Source organism: Nonomuraea sp. NPDC050451 (genome assembly GCF_044458585.1).
Window position 1 is genome coordinate 1 of record NZ_JBITHZ010000052.1, and the last position, 14,940, is coordinate 14,940.

The 14,940-nt window shown below is 64.5% G+C and carries 16 protein-coding genes; 1 reads left to right on the top strand and 15 read right to left on the bottom strand.

Annotated features, from left to right (window positions below):
* Positions 1 to 103: 103 nt before the first annotated feature.
* The 9 genes from ACIBI9_RS61770 to ACIBI9_RS61810 all read right to left on the bottom strand — a co-directional run bounded on the left by ACIBI9_RS61770 (position 104) and on the right by ACIBI9_RS61810 (position 8,536).
* Complete coding sequence (locus tag ACIBI9_RS61770) at positions 104 to 469, bottom strand: transposase (protein ID WP_397237463.1); 366 nt, start codon at positions 467 to 469, stop codon at positions 104 to 106.
* 499 nt (positions 470 to 968) lie between these two features.
* Positions 969 to 1,424, bottom strand: a complete 456-nt coding sequence (locus tag ACIBI9_RS61775) for a DUF402 domain-containing protein (RefSeq protein ID WP_397237465.1) — start codon at positions 1,422 to 1,424, stop codon at positions 969 to 971.
* Positions 1,425 to 1,655: 231 nt separating this feature from the next.
* A complete protein-coding gene (locus ACIBI9_RS61780) occupies positions 1,656 to 2,519 on the bottom strand; it encodes a class I SAM-dependent methyltransferase (protein ID WP_397237467.1) in 864 nt (287 codons plus the stop codon).
* A 19-nt stretch (positions 2,520 to 2,538) separates the two neighbouring features.
* Positions 2,539 to 3,738 carry a nitrate/nitrite transporter gene (locus ACIBI9_RS61785; RefSeq protein ID WP_397237469.1) on the bottom strand — a complete coding sequence of 400 codons (1,200 nt, stop codon included), beginning with the start codon at positions 3,736 to 3,738 and terminating at the stop codon, positions 2,539 to 2,541.
* A gap of 50 nt (positions 3,739 to 3,788) precedes the next feature.
* Positions 3,789 to 4,430, bottom strand: a complete 642-nt coding sequence (locus ACIBI9_RS61790) for an HAD family hydrolase (RefSeq protein WP_397237471.1) — start codon at positions 4,428 to 4,430, stop codon at positions 3,789 to 3,791.
* 9 nt (positions 4,431 to 4,439) lie between these two features.
* Complete coding sequence (locus ACIBI9_RS61795; protein WP_397237473.1) at positions 4,440 to 5,507, bottom strand: UDP-N-acetylmuramate dehydrogenase; 1,068 nt, start codon at positions 5,505 to 5,507, stop codon at positions 4,440 to 4,442.
* Positions 5,504 to 6,523, bottom strand: coding sequence for a serine hydrolase domain-containing protein (locus ACIBI9_RS61800; protein WP_397237475.1), 1,020 nt, complete (start codon positions 6,521 to 6,523; stop codon positions 5,504 to 5,506). The genes ACIBI9_RS61795 and ACIBI9_RS61800 overlap by 4 nt, the downstream gene beginning before the upstream one ends.
* Positions 6,524 to 6,539: 16 nt before the next feature.
* Entirely contained in the window at positions 6,540 to 7,811 is a 1,272-nt protein-coding gene (locus ACIBI9_RS61805; RefSeq protein ID WP_397237477.1) for a UDP-N-acetylglucosamine 1-carboxyvinyltransferase, read from the bottom strand.
* A 5-nt stretch (positions 7,812 to 7,816) separates the two neighbouring features.
* The gene (locus ACIBI9_RS61810; protein ID WP_397237479.1) at positions 7,817 to 8,536 is read right to left on the bottom strand and encodes a hypothetical protein; all 720 of its coding nucleotides are present in this window, start codon (positions 8,534 to 8,536) and stop codon (positions 7,817 to 7,819) included.
* Between the two features lie 28 nt (positions 8,537 to 8,564).
* On the opposite strand from ACIBI9_RS61810, the gene ACIBI9_RS61815 reads away from it, so the two are divergent.
* Positions 8,565 to 9,347 (top strand): alpha/beta hydrolase, encoded by a 783-nt coding sequence (locus ACIBI9_RS61815; protein WP_397237481.1) that lies wholly within the window; start codon positions 8,565 to 8,567, stop codon positions 9,345 to 9,347.
* Here ACIBI9_RS61815 and ACIBI9_RS61820 read toward each other — a convergent pair.
* The 6 genes from ACIBI9_RS61820 to ACIBI9_RS61845 form a co-directional block, all read right to left on the bottom strand.
* Positions 9,342 to 11,063, bottom strand: a complete 1,722-nt coding sequence (locus ACIBI9_RS61820) for a carbamoyltransferase C-terminal domain-containing protein (RefSeq protein ID WP_397237483.1) — start codon at positions 11,061 to 11,063, stop codon at positions 9,342 to 9,344. The two genes, ACIBI9_RS61815 and ACIBI9_RS61820, sit on opposite strands and share 6 nt — an antisense overlap.
* Before the next feature lie 458 nt (positions 11,064 to 11,521).
* The gene (gene acpS / locus ACIBI9_RS61825; protein WP_397237485.1) at positions 11,522 to 11,896 is read right to left on the bottom strand and encodes a holo-ACP synthase; all 375 of its coding nucleotides are present in this window, start codon (positions 11,894 to 11,896) and stop codon (positions 11,522 to 11,524) included.
* A complete protein-coding gene (locus tag ACIBI9_RS61830) occupies positions 11,893 to 13,098 on the bottom strand; it encodes an acyl-CoA dehydrogenase family protein (RefSeq protein WP_397237487.1) in 1,206 nt (401 codons plus the stop codon). Before ACIBI9_RS61830 ends, acpS begins: the two co-directional genes overlap by 4 nt.
* A complete protein-coding gene (locus ACIBI9_RS61835; protein WP_192783573.1) occupies positions 13,095 to 13,493 on the bottom strand; it encodes an acyl-CoA dehydrogenase family protein in 399 nt (132 codons plus the stop codon). The genes ACIBI9_RS61830 and ACIBI9_RS61835 overlap by 4 nt, the downstream gene beginning before the upstream one ends.
* A gap of 165 nt (positions 13,494 to 13,658) precedes the next feature.
* A complete protein-coding gene (locus ACIBI9_RS61840) occupies positions 13,659 to 13,913 on the bottom strand; it encodes an acyl carrier protein (protein ID WP_397162065.1) in 255 nt (84 codons plus the stop codon).
* Between the two features lie 85 nt (positions 13,914 to 13,998).
* Positions 13,999 to 14,913, bottom strand: a complete 915-nt coding sequence (locus ACIBI9_RS61845; RefSeq protein WP_397237489.1) for a hypothetical protein — start codon at positions 14,911 to 14,913, stop codon at positions 13,999 to 14,001.
* Between the last annotated feature and the right edge of the window lie 27 nt (positions 14,914 to 14,940).

The window sequence follows — 14,940 nt, forward strand, 5'->3', positions numbered from 1 at the left end:
GGCCCCTATCGGGACACGCCCCATCGCTCCGGCGGTAGCAAGCACCGCTCCGGACAGCAGTCGACAGATCAAACTCAAGGCACGGAGCCAGTCGGTCTTCGGGTCAAACTGCGGTCCGAGGCGGCACCCGTTGATTCTCACAGTCGGTCTTGGGCCGGCCGGGCACGTTTTTGACGTGCTTGGCGTTCAGCAGCCAGCACTCGAACCCCTCGGCTTCGAGCAGGTAGAACACCGGCTTCCAATAGTCCGACGTTGCCTCTATCGCGACCAGGGTGACGCCCTGGCAGCGCAACCGGTCGGCCAGCGTCAGCAGGGACCGCGTTGTGGTGGCGTACTCGCTCACCTCCTGCAACCTGCGGCCGGGCTTGTCCTCATGCGGGACCCGGATACACGCCATCAACGTGGTCTTGCCGATGTCCAGAGTGGCGACTCGCTGCACGAGTTCTAACGGTTCCTCGGTCTCCTGCACGCCACATCTCCAGCTTGAGTGGAAGGTGATCGACATGTGGCTGCCCACGGGAGCAGACGGGGACGGCAAGAGGCGGATTCGCGTGCTCGAAGCAACAAGGCAGAGCCCCTGAAGCAGCTCCCAGCGTCAGACTTTCACGGGCTCAACTGGCACCAGGCGCACTCGACGTCGGTGGGCAACCACCTCCGAATTTCACCGCATGCAGAGCGTCACCGAGGTGATATCAGGGACTTTTCCCGCGATGTCCAGCGGGAGTGCAGCACCAAGATTTCCACCTTCTTGGAGATGTCACCCGCGCGAGAAGCGTCAGCCAGCCGAACAACCGGATCATCAGCATATACAGCAGGCGTAGGAACATGAGTGCCGAGACAGGGGGCCAGGCCAGCTTCCATGAACCAGTTTCGGCACTGTACAGGCGCCTGCCTCGATGACTTCCCTCCTGCAGGTCAGGATACTCGCGATCGTTTGGCAGCATCCCCGTATCTGACACGTATCGAGGTCAGAGGCTTGCGGTGTAGTGATGAGGGAGGTCCCACAAGGACGGGAGGCTGGGCGTCTGCCAGGAGGGGTCGGGTTTGTAGTCGATCCATCGGCCGTCGAAGGGCGGAAGGCCCTGGGAGGCCATGCGTGTGAGTTCCTGAGCGTGTAGTCGGATTTGCTGCTCTTGCACCGCGCTGAACATGCCTTGCTCGACCACGGCGCGCAGTTCGTCCTCGTCCTTCCATGTGGATGACAGATCGGGGGAGATGAGAACGTCCAGGATCCGGTCGGCGGTGTCGATTCCGTAGACGGGGCTGGGGCCGGGCGTCTCCCAGCGGATCTGTGGCGCCTCGAGGTTTCCATACCAGCCGGAGAATTGCCCGTCTTCAGTGAAGAACCAGGAGATCGACCATTCCCGATCGGTTGGCACGAAACGGATTGCGCCGGGCCCGCGCCAGGTGCCGAGTCGTTGCACTGTAGGCACTGTGAAGCGCTCTTCTATGGAGATATCTCGTAGCTCGCCACCCTGCTGGGGACATGAGCGGATCATAGGAGAGCCGGGTGGGATCCACAGCACAAGTCCGTCGGGCGAATCCTCGATGAGGATTCCCGCGTTAACGAAACGCGCCCTTCCGCTCCTTCCATAGCGGTACAGAACGGTGGAGCCTGGTTTCCAATTGCCTATCGTGCCCATCCCTCGTCCTGGCTAACCCTGTTCCTTGCGCACCAGATAGCCTACGCCCCACGGTCGGATGACGAGTTCCATGGCGGCGTACCTGTCGAGGGGATCCGCCACGGAGGACGAGATCAACTGGGCCAGGGCGGGGTCCAGTTCGATGGCTTCCAGCGTCGGTACGGCGGTTATCGTGAAGCCGGTGCTGCGCAGCAGTTCGGCGGCGTCCCGGACCGAGTAATGGTCGGCGATCGGATTGACGTAGCGATCCATGTATCGGGCCTTCCGCTCGTCGTCCCGGGTCCAGACCGGGTCGTCGCCGACCCACTCCAGGAGATCCCGTTCTTCCGCAGCGTACAAGTTGGAATAGGCGGGGCGTAAGGTCTCCAGTATGGCGAGCAGATTATCCACGGGGCGGTTCTCGGCGCTAAAGATGGTCAGGAGTTCTCGAATCTGGGCGATCTCGACGCGACCGTGCCTCGAATAAAGCCAGATGTATCCGGCCATATCCCGACTCGTCGCCGCATAAATGTTTCTGAGGGCTGCTGCGGGATCGTTCATGTGGTGCAGGACGCCCTGGCAGAAGATGAAATCGAAGACGTTGCCACCGCCGGGCACCTCGGTCTCGAGATCGAGCATTTCGAAAGTGACATTGGGCAGGCCACTGTGCCTCTGCCGAGCCAGCTCGATGGAAGCGGTCGAGCGGTCGACGCCGAGCACTGACGCCTCGGGGAAGTGCATCGCCAGTTGGCGGGTCATGGCGCCGGTGCCGCAGCCGGCGTCGAGGATGCGGTGCGGTGAAAACGACTCGAAGAAGCGCCGGAGTTCCTTCTCATAGAGTTCGCCATGGTTGCCGTGCATCGGATAGGGATTGTCAATGTAGAAAGAGGTGGCCATTTCCTGTCTCCTTGGTCCGTCACGTCTGGGCGCGCACCTTGCGAACCCAATGAAAGATCTGCAGGCCGGCGAAGAGGAAGAGCACGAATTGTGAGCCGAAGGCCAGGGCGAAGGCCGCACCGACTGGGAGACCGTTCCGCTGGCCGAGGTCCAGTAGCCATCCGATGGAAAGGATCGTGAGCAGGGCGGCAACATAACCGCCGAGATTGGCCATTGCGGCCGCGGTCGCCACCCGCGTGGCGTCATTGGAGGTGCGGGCGACGTCCACGCCGAGCATGGTCGCGGGGCCGCACAGACCGAGCACCAGGACCAGGGCCACGACCGCGGCGCTGGGCGCTCGGCCGGGCCAGAGCAGAAGCACCACCCACATGAAGCACACCAGCGTGATCACAAGTCCGCTCAATCGGGTCCGCAGCTCGGGACGCCGTGACGCAAGCAGGCCGAACAGCGGTCCCGTGATCATGTTGGTCAGGATCAGCACGGTGAGCAGCCGGCTTGCGGAGTCGGCGCCCAGTCCCTGAGCCCGGGTTAAATACGGATATCCCCACAATGTCGAGAAGGAGACGAAGGAGAAGGCGGATGCGATGACCATCCACATCCCCAAACGGGTGCCGGGCACGAGCCACACGCTCCGCAGATCGCGGAAGAGCCCGGGCAGAACCGACGGGGACCGAGGGGCGGGGGGATCACTCGTCACCGTGAGGAGTACCACGACGGCGAGACAGATCGTCGTCGCGCCCGTGCTGAGAAAGGTTGGGGTCCAACCTATCGTGGTCAGCGCGAGCGACAGGGGGATCGTGCTGATCAAGCTGCCGGCCATGCCGATCACTGACATCAGTTGGACCTGCAGAGCCACCCGGTTCGAGGCGTTCCACGCGGTGATGAGGCGCAGGCCGCCCATGAATGTGAGAGCGTCCCCCACACCGAGGATTCCCCTGGCGAGCAAGGCCAGCGGGTAGGCATTGGCGAGCGAGAAAACGATCTGGCCGCCGCCGATGAGCACCATGGCCACCACAAGTGTTCTCCGGGGTCCGAGCCGGTCGGCGGCCAGTCCTGCCGGCAACTGCAGGATGGCGTAGGCGAGCAATTGGTAGACCGCCAGCAACGATAGAGCGCCGGGGCCGATCTGGAACCTCTGCTCGGCGAGGTCCACGGCCACGGTGAGGCTGGTGCGGTGGAACATCGCGGTGGCGTAGACCAGCGACGCCAGGCCCCACATGACCCAGCCGCGCCTGCCAGACCGGGGCGAGGTCGTGAGGGAGGGTGCCGTCATACAGCAGGACCGTGGGAGAGTTCACGATAGGGACGTATGTCCACTGCCACCATGCCCGCGCGCCGCGCCGCCTCCAAGCCGAGATCGGTGTCTTCCAGCACGACACAGGCGTGGGGAGGTGCGGCGAGTCGCTCAGCTGCGGCGAGAAAGAGATCGGGCGCCGGTTTGCCGCGCGCGACATGCTCTCGGGTGATGATCGTGTCGAAGAACCTGGCCAGACCGCCTCCGGTCAGCAGTGCGCTTGCCACCGGCCGGCTGCTCCCGGTGGCCACGGCCGCGGGTAAGCGCGGCTCCAGTCCATGCGCCCATCGTGCCAGCCCTGCCACCGGCTCGATCACGGGTGCCAGCGCAGCCTGCTCGATGACCGCGTGCTCGCCGAGTTGCTTGAACCGCTCGGCGGACATGCCGCTCGGCAGCCGTCTGTGGTCCGTGAGTAGTCTGACCCAGTCGGTGAACGCGGTCCCCTGAGGAGGACGAGGGACCCCCGTCAGATCGATGTCGTACGCTGCGAGGATCATGTCGAGTGCCGCGCGGTTGATCGACCTGGTGTCGACCAGGGTGCCGTCGAGGTCGAAGATCAGACCACCGATCTGGTCGAGGGGCAGCGGGAGTGTGATCGGCGTAGTGGTGCTCTCCATGTAGTCTCCCTACGTGTCCATGACGCCGATGAAGCGGGGCTCCGGCATCAATGTCACGCCGAAGAGTTCATGGACTTGCTGGACGATGCTCCTGGCGGCGAAGGCGATGTCCGCGGCGGTCGTGCCGTTGTGGGCGACGAGGGCAAGTGTGTGCTTACGGGAGATGCGGGCCGAACGGAAGCGCTGTCCGCGCCGGAACCCGGCCTTCTCCATCAGCCATCCCGCACTGGTGCGGACGTGACCGTCGCTTCCGGACAGCACAGGAGGCTCTTGGCCGGTCAATGCGGCCACTCGCCGTTTCAGCTCCGCCCAGGCCCTTGCGGAGAGGAGGGGGTTGAGGAAGAAGGAGCCCGCGGACCTGCTTTCGGGATCTGCCGGGTCCACCACCATCCCTTTGCGGCGCCGGATCGCCAGGATGGCCGGTACGAGGTCCGAGATCGGCACCCGCGCGCCGAGGTCGGTCCCCAGTTCGACGGCCACCTGATCGTAGGTGATCGGTGCGCTCAAGAAGCCGCGGCTCAGCCGGAAGGACACCGACATCACGGTGTGGCGATCAGGGTTCTCCTTGAACAGGCTTGACCGGTACCCGAAGAGGCACTCGGCCGGGGCGAGCTGCCGGTGCCTCCGCCTGGCCCAGTCCCAGACCTCGACCTTGGTGATGGTCTGCGCAACCTCCTGGCCGTACGCTCCCACGTTCTGGATGGGGAGCGCGCCCACGGTGCCGGGGATGCCCGCGAGGCACTCCAGGCCGGAAAACCCTTCCGACACCACGAAGTCGATCAGGCGGGCGAACGGCTCGCCGGCCGCGACGGTGACTTCGATCGTGGAGTCGTCGATGGTGCAGGCCTCCAGCCCTCGGGTCCTCATGAGCAGTACCACATGCGGGTAGCCTTGATCGGAGACGACGACGTTGCTGCCTTCGCCCAGGGTCAGTGGGGGAGCGCCGGAACTGGTCATGGCGTGGTCGATGAGGTCGTCCGGCGTACGGATCTCCAACAGCCTGTCGCATGGACCGCCGACACCGAAGGTTGTGAGTGGGCCTAAGGGCACGCCGGTGGTGGCGGACTGTCCACTCATCGTTCCGCCAGCCCCTTGATGTTGTGACGCAGGGTCGCGAGGCCCCGTCGGTCTCTCGAGTTGTACACCGCATTGGACAGCACGGTGACGTACGCCGCCTTCTCCTTGAAGACGAACACGCTGCTTCCTGTGAAGCCGTGGTGGTACATGGTGCGACCGTCGTCCGACAGTAGCCAGGCCAGGCCGCGATGTTCGTCGCCGCCGGCATGGACCCGGACGCTCTGCTCGACGTAGCGGTCGAAACTCGTGTCCGTCCAGTCGTCGGTGATCACGCGCCGGCAGAACGCGGCCAGGTCGCGTGCCGTGGTGAAGACCCCGGCATGGCCCGCAACCCCTCCCATCTGTGCGGCGTTCTCATCGTGCACGACCCCCCAGACAGGACGGGTGCCTGGGAGCCTGGTCTCCGTCGGGGCGACGGTAGGCGAGGCCGTGAGAGGACCGAAGCTAGTGTCGTTCATCGACCAGGGCTGCCAGACCCGTTCGGACATCAGCTGATCGAGCGGGCGTTTGTAGAGTCTCTTGAGGAGCAGGCCGAGCAGCACGAAACCTCTATTGATATACCGGTATGCGGTGCCCGGCGGTGTGTCCAGCGGTTCGGAGAGGATCAGCTCCACGAGGTCGCGCCCCGAGCCGACGTAACGGTCGAATCGGGTGGCCGCCATAAGGCCGCTGGTGTGCGAAAGAATCTGCCGAGTGGTCACGACTGACCCCGGCAGGGACCTTTCGCCGAAATACTCGCCGACCGGCGCGTCGAGGTGGAGGTCACCCGCAGCGACGGCCTGACCGACTCCGACCCAGGTGGCGACGATTTTCGTGAGGGACGCGATATCGAACAGCACGGTCTCGTGCGGAGGAAGGTCGACCAAGCCTGGCGCGATCACCCCGTGTGTCAGCACTCGCGTTTGCTCGACCGTGCCCACGATGGCGACGGCACCGGGTGCACCACCACTCGCGACCAATTCGTCAAGCCAGGAGGAGACGGACTCAGCCGCCAGGTCCAGCCACTTTCCTGTCATCAGTTGAATCTCTCCGCTAGAGGTCAGAGAAAGAGATGTCCGCCCCGAGATTCGCCAACTTCGGGACGAGAGAACTATATCCGCGATTCAGGTGAAAGATGCCCGATATGCGGGAGGTCCCTGTGGCGGTCAGAGCCGCCAATAGTAATGCCGTGACACAGCGGATGTCCACTCCGGTCGCGTGGGTGCCTGTTAGTGTGCGTGGGCCGCGCACCCTCAGCGTATTGCCATTCTCGCTAATATCGGCGCCGAATTCACGAAGGCCGGCGACATGGGTGGCGCGTTTCGGGTAGACCGCCTCCGTGACGGTGCTCTGCCCGTCCGCCAGCGTGAGCAACGCCGTCATCTGAGGCTGCAGGTCTGTGGGGAATCCCGGGTGCGGGGCGGTGGCGAAGTCGATGGCCCTGAGGTCATGCCTCCGGGCGACGGCGACCCCTCCCGGAACGTCCGATATCTCGATGCCGACGGCATTGACGGCATCATGGAAGGCCGACGGAAAATCCGCGAGCCGGGCGCCTTCAAGCGTGGTGCGGCCGCTGGTGGCGGCCGTGGCCATCACGAGCGTACCGGCCTCCAATCGGTCGACGGGCACCATATAGTTCGAGCTGCGCAGGCCGTCCACGCCTTGGATCTCGATGCGTCCATCAGGCTGGACAGTGATGTCGGCCCCGGCCCTGTTGAGGAAATGGATCGTGTGCATCACCTCGGGCTCAATGCTCGCGTCCGTCAGCACGGACGTTCCGCTCGCCGTCACCGCCAGGAAGAGGGCGGTGACGGTGGCTCCCAGACTGGGTCCGAAGGCGGTGTTCAACGAGGCGGAGAACGCCTCGGGGCGCCCTGCGGGCAGCGTGGCCTCCACCCGTCCGCTGTGAAGCGTGATGTCGGCGCCGGCCGAGGCCATCACCGCCAGGTGCCGATCGATGGGACGGTCGCAGAACGCGTCACCTCCCGGAAGGGGGAACGCCACCTGCCCCGCACGGACGAGCACGGCCGCGCCGAAGCAGGCGGTCGGGCGGATCCGGCCGCCGAGCCCGGCCGGGATCACCGAGCTGATCTTCCCCGCGGCCTTCGTCCTCAACGTCTGGTCGGCGTAGTCGGCGTCCGCGCCCAAGCTCCGCAACAGCTCCGCGCAGACGTGCGTGTCGATGATGTCCGGGGCGTTGGACAGCTCGACCACGTCGGGTATGAGGAGCGACGCAGCGTAGAGGTGCAGGGCGATGTTCTTGGACCCCTGCACCAGGCATCGGCCGTGCAGCGGCTGGCCGCCGCTCACCAGGAGATGGTTCATGGCGCTCACCTGATTCTCGAGTCGGCGGGCAGAACGCCGCCGATCTGGTTCCTGGGGTAGATCACGGTGCGTGGCCCGATCAGCGTGCCCGGCGACGTCGAGATCAGCGCCGGCAGCTGCGCGTGGTCACCGATCACCGCACCGAATTTCGTGTAGCCGGTCGGCACCGGGTGCCCGTCGACGTTCACCGATATCTCGTCCACCGCGGGTTCCTGGACCGGACGGTCGACTCTGAGGTTCGTGGTGACGCACGAGCTGCCGATGTTCACGTGGCTGCCGACCACCGAATCGCCGATGAACACCATGTGCGTCGCCTGTGATTCGGACATGACTATTGACCGGGTCACTTCCGTGCAATGACCGATTTTGCAGCGCGGCCCGATGATGACATTGTCCCGGATATAGGCATGCGATCGGACGACGGAGCCGGCGCAGATGAGCGTCGGCCCTTCGATGTAGGCACCGGCCTCGACAACGGCACCGCGCTCCACGATCACCTCGCCCTCCACATGCGCGGCAGGGTGCACGGCGCCGCGAATGTCGCGCCGCGCGCGCTCACCCAGCCAATCCGTCATCGCCCGCTTGATGTGCAGGACGGAAGCGCAACTCTCGAAGAGATCGGCGAACGGCAGGTGCTTGATGTCGAAGTAGTACGAGATCTGGAGCTTCTCGAATACGAGATTCTCGGTAGTGTGCTCAGTCGTTCCAGGTAAGTTCCCGCTCACGTGGCGCTCCATGAAAAAGAGGTCTGGTATGCGGCAGGTCGGACTGGTCGCGGAGGACGGCGTTCTGCTGGACGCCGTGTTGCACGAGCCGGCGGGCGAGCCCAAGGGAATGGTGGTCGCGCTGCACGGCATAACGGGGGACATGGAGGCACGAGGCAAGTTCCCGCGGCTGGCGGACATTCTCGTGGCTGCAGGCTGCGCAATGCTGAGGTTCTCCTTTCGCGGGCATGGCAGGAGCGGCGGAACGTCGGCGGACGTGACGATCGCGGGAGAGATCCTGGATCTGCGGGCGGCGCTTGCCTATGCGAGATCCCTGGGAGATCTACCTTTGTCGCTCGTCGCGACCAGCTTCGGCGCGGTGAGCGCGACACTCTCGTTGCCCGATCTCGAAGGCCGGCTGGCCGGGCTGGTGCTCTGGTGCCCGGTCCTGGATCTTCGCCACACCTTTCTCGAGCCGCAACTGCCGTGGGGGCGAGCCAACTTCGGCCCTCAGCAGCAGCGACGCATGCTCGCATCCGGCACGTTGCTGATCGACGGGAGATTCGCGATCGGACGTCCGTTGTGGGAGGAATTCGCACTCCGCCGCCCGCTCGATGAGCTGCTGAGCAGTTCGGTACCCACCCTCATCGTCCACGGCGACCAGGACAGTTATGTCTCCTACGAGGTCGCGAGGGCCGCGTCCCGAGAGCGCGTTGCGTGCGAGTTTCGGACCATCATCGGCGCGGAGCACGGTTTCGACACCCGCGAGCGCGAGGACGAGGCGATCCTCGCGACAGCGGATTGGCTGCTGGGAGGGCACCACGCCTCATGAGGCCGGTGCGTCGACCTGCTCGATCAGGAGGTTGCCCAGGGCCAGGTAACGCAGGCCCGACAGGTCGAAAACCCGTAACGCCTGGGTCGGCGACTCCACGATCGGATAGCCGTGCAGGTTGAAGGAGGTGTTGAGAACGGCGCCGATGCCAGTGCGCTGCTCGAACAGCTTGATAAGGCGGTGGTAGTGGGGATTCGCCTCCGCCGAGAGGATCTGCGGCCTGCACGTGTGATCCTGCGGATGTACGGCGGCTCTCAGCTCGTGAAACTTGTCCTCTTTCAAGGAGAATGCCTGAGCCATGTACTCACCGCCGAACTCCCGCCAGTCGGTGAGGTAGTCGTGTGCTCTCTCCCGCAGAACGGTGGGTGCGAAAGGCATCCAGAAGTCCCGCTTCTTCACCATCTGATTGATGATCAGGGTGGCATCCGGGTCGCTGGGGTTGGCCAGGATGGAGCGGTTGCCCAAAGCCCGCGCGCCGAATTCCATGCGGCCGGCGAAGCGCGCGACGATGTTCTTGTCCGCGAGCAGGGCGGCGCACTGGTCCTCGATGTCGTCGACCTCGCGCACGCGTACGTTCTTGAGGAAGGTGTGCTGGTCGACCGCCGCCGCCACGTCGGCGTTGGTGTACTCGGACCCCAGGTACAGGCCGGGAAGCGGACGGTGGCCGGCATCCGAGGGGGAAGGCGCGGTATCCGCCGCGACCCAGGCCGCGCCGAGCGAGTTGCTCTCGTCCCCTCCGGAAGGGCAGAAGAAGGCCGAGGTGACCTCGGGCAACGCGGCGATGCGCTGGTTGATCTTGACGTTCATGAAGAGGCCGCCGCCGAAGGCCAGATCTGTTATGCCCAGCGAACGAATGACGTTCGTCACCCATTGTGTGGTGACGCGCTCCGCGAACATCTGCAGGCCGGCCGTCACCGTGTCGAAGCGACGGAAGCGCAGCAGGTCGAGGAGCATCGGAGCCATCTCGGTGACCGGCGGCGTGCCCGATCGCCGCTTCCAGATCAGTGGCTCGGCGGGGTCCATCTCGAACATGGACTCGAAGAGGGCGCAGATCTCGCTTGCCGCCTTCGTCTTCTCCGCATAGGGCGCCATTCCCATGAGCTTGTATTCATGCTCAAGTGGTACAAAACCGAGCAAGTATGTCACGTAACCATAGATGGCCGCGATCGAGTCGTCCCGCTGGACGGAGGCCAAGCGCGTCAGCTTGCCGTTGCTGCCGACCGAGACCGACGCGCACAGGTCGTCTCCGTGTCCGTCGCTGGTGAGGACGAGGACCTCTCGGTCGAACGTCCCCCTGGCGAAGTAAGCGGTTGCCGCATGGCAGGTGTGGTGGTCGATGAACTGGATCCGCTCCTCGGGATATCCCGCATCCCGCAGAAACTCCGTTCTCCGGCGCTGCTGCTCCACCGCGCCGCCTCGTGACTCGAGCGCCAGTTGTTCGGCCGGCGCGGTGAATGTGCGATTGAAGACCGTCATGACGTCGGCTGTGGAGTGCAATCCGGGGTTTCGGAACTCAAGCGTGCTGAATGCGACTTGATCGATTTCCGGCAGCGACGTCCCGGTAAGTTCGAGAATGCGCTGAACTGCCGTCTCGGGAGCTCCTCCGCGATTCTTTTCCCGAGTTAATCGCTCTTCTTGAATAGCGGCGACGACCTGGCCGTCGTCGATTATGCACGCGGACGCAGAATGACCATCGTGCACACCGAGAACCTTCACACTGCTCCTTCTTCGGCTTGACAGTCACGTCAGATCGGACGAGTCCAAACCATATGTATGGCAATCCGCAATGTCAAGTGTTCTGCATTCTCGATGAATTGTCACAGAAAGCCGCGAACCGAATACGCGTGCATCCGAAATATGGCCATCTTTTCGCGCAGGTTTCGGTCGCCTCCTTTTCGGCTTCCCCCGGTCGCGCCCTCGGAGCGGTGTGAATAAACACGACGGGGTGGTTGCCGTGGGCGATCCTAAACGCCGCGATAGCGGCTGCCAAGGCCGGAGCAGCGCCGGATGAAAGACTCGCGGGTACGCGAGCCCTTGCCGCCGGCGGTGCGTTCGGCGGCTGCGCTGGTGCCGTTCGATCGGCAGGCGTGGACCGGACGTCAGGCTGTAGCGGCCGGTCAGCGGGGTACCACGTGTCGTGCTCGGGCGACGACGCCCTCTTGGAGCCGTACCCTTCATCGGCAGCGCACGGCGGCGACGCAGATGACGAGATCATTCTGGTGGGTGAGCGAAAGGTCGATCGCGCCGACTCCCGCGGCCGCTGCGATGCGGGCGGCCCCACTGTGGAGGAAAACGGAAGGGGCACCCCAGTCGTCGGCAAGGATCTCTATGTCGCGCCATTCCAGGCCCTGGCCGAATCCACGGCCCAGTACTTTGGCGACGGCCTCCTTGCCGCAGAAGCGCCCGGCGAGGTACTCGCCGAGCCGGGGCTGACGCATGTGCCGAGCTGCCTGGAGCTCCTTCGCGGAGAACAGCATCCGACGGAAACGCGGGCGCTCCGCGATGCGGTTGAACCGCGAGATGTGAAGAAGGTCGACGCCTATTCTCATGACATACCTCCAGGCATCCGTCCCTGCGGTTGCGGAAGTTCCGTGTCCCGGACGGGAGATGGCATGCGCTTCTGACCAGGTGCTCCGGCGGTGTGCGCAGGATAGTTCAGAAAGGTGCGCGCGATATGCAGCCGCTGGATGTTGCTGGTGCCGTCCATGAACTCGAACCCGGCCACGTCCCTGGTCCATTTCTCCAGCAGCGGATGCTCCAGCAATGACGCCGGCCCGAGAGCCTTCGCCGCCCATCTGGCGGTTCTCATGGCCTGCCGTGTCGCGAGCAGTTTCACGACCGAGGAACGGTGTCCTCGCTCGGTGCCGGCATCCAAGCCTGCGGCGGCCTGCCAGACGAGGTCCTGGCAAGCCTCATTGGCGGCCTGCACGTGCGACAGGCCAGGGGCTTGCGGACGATGAGCTCGTACGTGGTCGAGGATGCCCGCGGAGGTTCCCATCGCCATCGCGGCCACCTGGATCCGCATGTTGTGAAAGACCTTGATCGCAGCCCAGAGCCCTCGGCGAGTGACGGTCAGATGTTCGCCCAGCAGATCGATGACGGGCACTCCTTCGAGCCGGATCTCGGCCAGGCACGCGCCACGCAGACCGATCATGTCCAGGGATTCCGCCGTCCAGCCTGGCGCCGGTACCTCTACAAGCGCGGCTCTGATGGACAGGAGATGCGGGCCCGTCTTTCCGAAAACCACGCCGATTCGACCGCGGGCGCCGTTGCCGATGTACCGTTTGACCCCGTACAGCTGTCCGTCTTCGATGCGGGTCTCCATCGAGGTGGCGTTGCTCCCGAGGTCCGGCTCGCTCATCGCGAAGAACGTCCAGGTCCTTCCGTCGGCGATCCGCGAGTAGAAGAGGTGCCGCTGCTCTTCGGTGCCCAGCAGATCGACGATGAGTCCGGCAACGTCGGGCATCGGGCACGCGAGCAGGCTGCTCGCGTCGCCGCGCGACAGTTCGGTGACGGCTATGACCCACTCGAGCGCCGAATCCGCACGGAAGGTCCAGGAGCCGATGCGGAAAGGCTCACCATACGGGCAGGGCGTGCTCCACTGCCGGATTCGGGAGAAGACCTCCCTCCCGAGGTGAGGCTTCATGTCGTAAGGGTCCCGGTCGATTGGCGGTGCGAGATCGCGTAACTCGGCCGCGGTCTCGGCGCAGACTATGCGCCACGCTTGCAGACGTCGGTCCAGATCGATCACCGAGTCGCTCCCCAGACATTCGCGATCATGGCGGAGACATAGAGGGCGCGGGTAGGCTGATCGGTGATGTAGCCGGCGCCACCGAAGAGCATGATGATCCCTTCATCGAGCTCCGTGATCAGATCGTGGGCTTCATACGGCGCATTCAGCATGGCTCGGGCGAGCTCGATGCCGGCAACAGTGTCGGCGACGCTGCCGGTCACGAGCTGGCGCCGCAGGAGTGGTTCACCAGAGGACTGGCGGTTGCCCAGACGGTGGACGACCGCGTCGAAAGCCCGCCTTGTCGCGCCCAGCCGGGCGGCGGCGAGCCGGGAGCCGAGCTGCTGGTCAGGTGAGCCGGGAGGTGTGTCGCGAAGAAAGACGATCCCTTCTGCGGCGGCCAGCCGATGGTGCACCACCTCACCCACGGCCTGGTCGGCGGGGACCGCTGCACAACTGCCCGGCCTCGACCCGGCCAACGCCGTCCTCAGCCCTTCGGCCAGCCCCCCTTCGTAGCCACACGTCTCGCAGGCATGAGCCGCCATGACGTCTCGCCGACCTGAGTCGTGCCGGCGCATCGACTAGGCCGTCTTCCTGGCCAGGCACTTCTCAACATAATCGGTCAGTGAACCGATGGTGGCGAACACCTCGGCACTGATCTCATCGGGATCGACCTCGATTCCCACATTGTCCTCCAGGTTCATGAGCAGCTCGAGGAGGCTGGTCGAATCCAGGGCGAGGTCTTCGAACAGCCGCACATCGGGAGAGGGGCTGGCGATCTCGTGACCGAGAAGAGACTCCAGTTCGATCCGGACGGATGCCGATGCCTCACGCATAAGGACTCCTTGTCAATAGAGACCAGGTGCTCGGAGCGACGCTCCGTCGCTGGGCTTATCTCACGGTCCAGGGGTTCCTGAACACTCAGGGCTTCACCGAGACGGGGGCGGAACTGATCATTATGGAGGTCTCTGCCGGGGAATCTCGGTGACTGATCAGCTGTTCGGCGCTGTCGAGCTTCCACAGCAATCCGTCGAGGCACCGGTCCGCCGGCCACTGGTCCGGCGAGATGATGCCCCACCCGCTGAGCGCCCGCAGAAAGAAGGGGTCAGCGGCATGCCGTTCCCCGTTCACTTCTAGCTCCACCCAGGCGTGGCGAACGGGGTAGGGGCGTGCGATGTAATAGCCGGTGGCGGACCGCAGCGGGATCTCCTGCTGCCGGGCGACCGTGGCGAGATGGAGGCTCCCCAAGTGGCAGTCGGCGAGCCCGGAGTCGGTGAAAAAGGTCAAGTCGGAGCCCAGCGGCTCCGGAAGGATGTGATAAGTCATCTCTCCTGCCGCCTTGACGATTGGTTCGAATACTGACCCCAGGCACAATGGAGTGCCGGTCACGGACGCCTGCACAGAATAACTCTGGGCATTGTGTTTGGTCAGGGAACCGACCGCGAAATCTGCCAGTTTCCGCGTGTCGAAAGCGAATTGGCATTGACCTGGATGGCCGGGCTCAGGGCATCGAGCGGTAATGCGCACCGACATGACCAGCCGCCCGCGCCGATCCATCTCCTCAAGCATCCGTCCCCACGAGCGCATTCCCATCCACACGAAACTGGGTAACCGCAGATCGAGGCTGACGTTCTGGAGATCCAGGGAGTCGAACATGCGCTCGCCCGCAACGGAACGGTGTGGTAAGCCCAGGTCCAGGAGCTTCTCCAGGAGGGCGGCCCCGATCCGGTAACCCTTGGTGACCCGGTGATGATTGATCTGGAAATCACGCCATCGATCCGGTACCCGGAGCAGCTTCGCCACCGCCCGTGTGATCTCATCGTCCGCAGGGGTCATCGAAACCTCCGTTCTGTCGCCGAGACC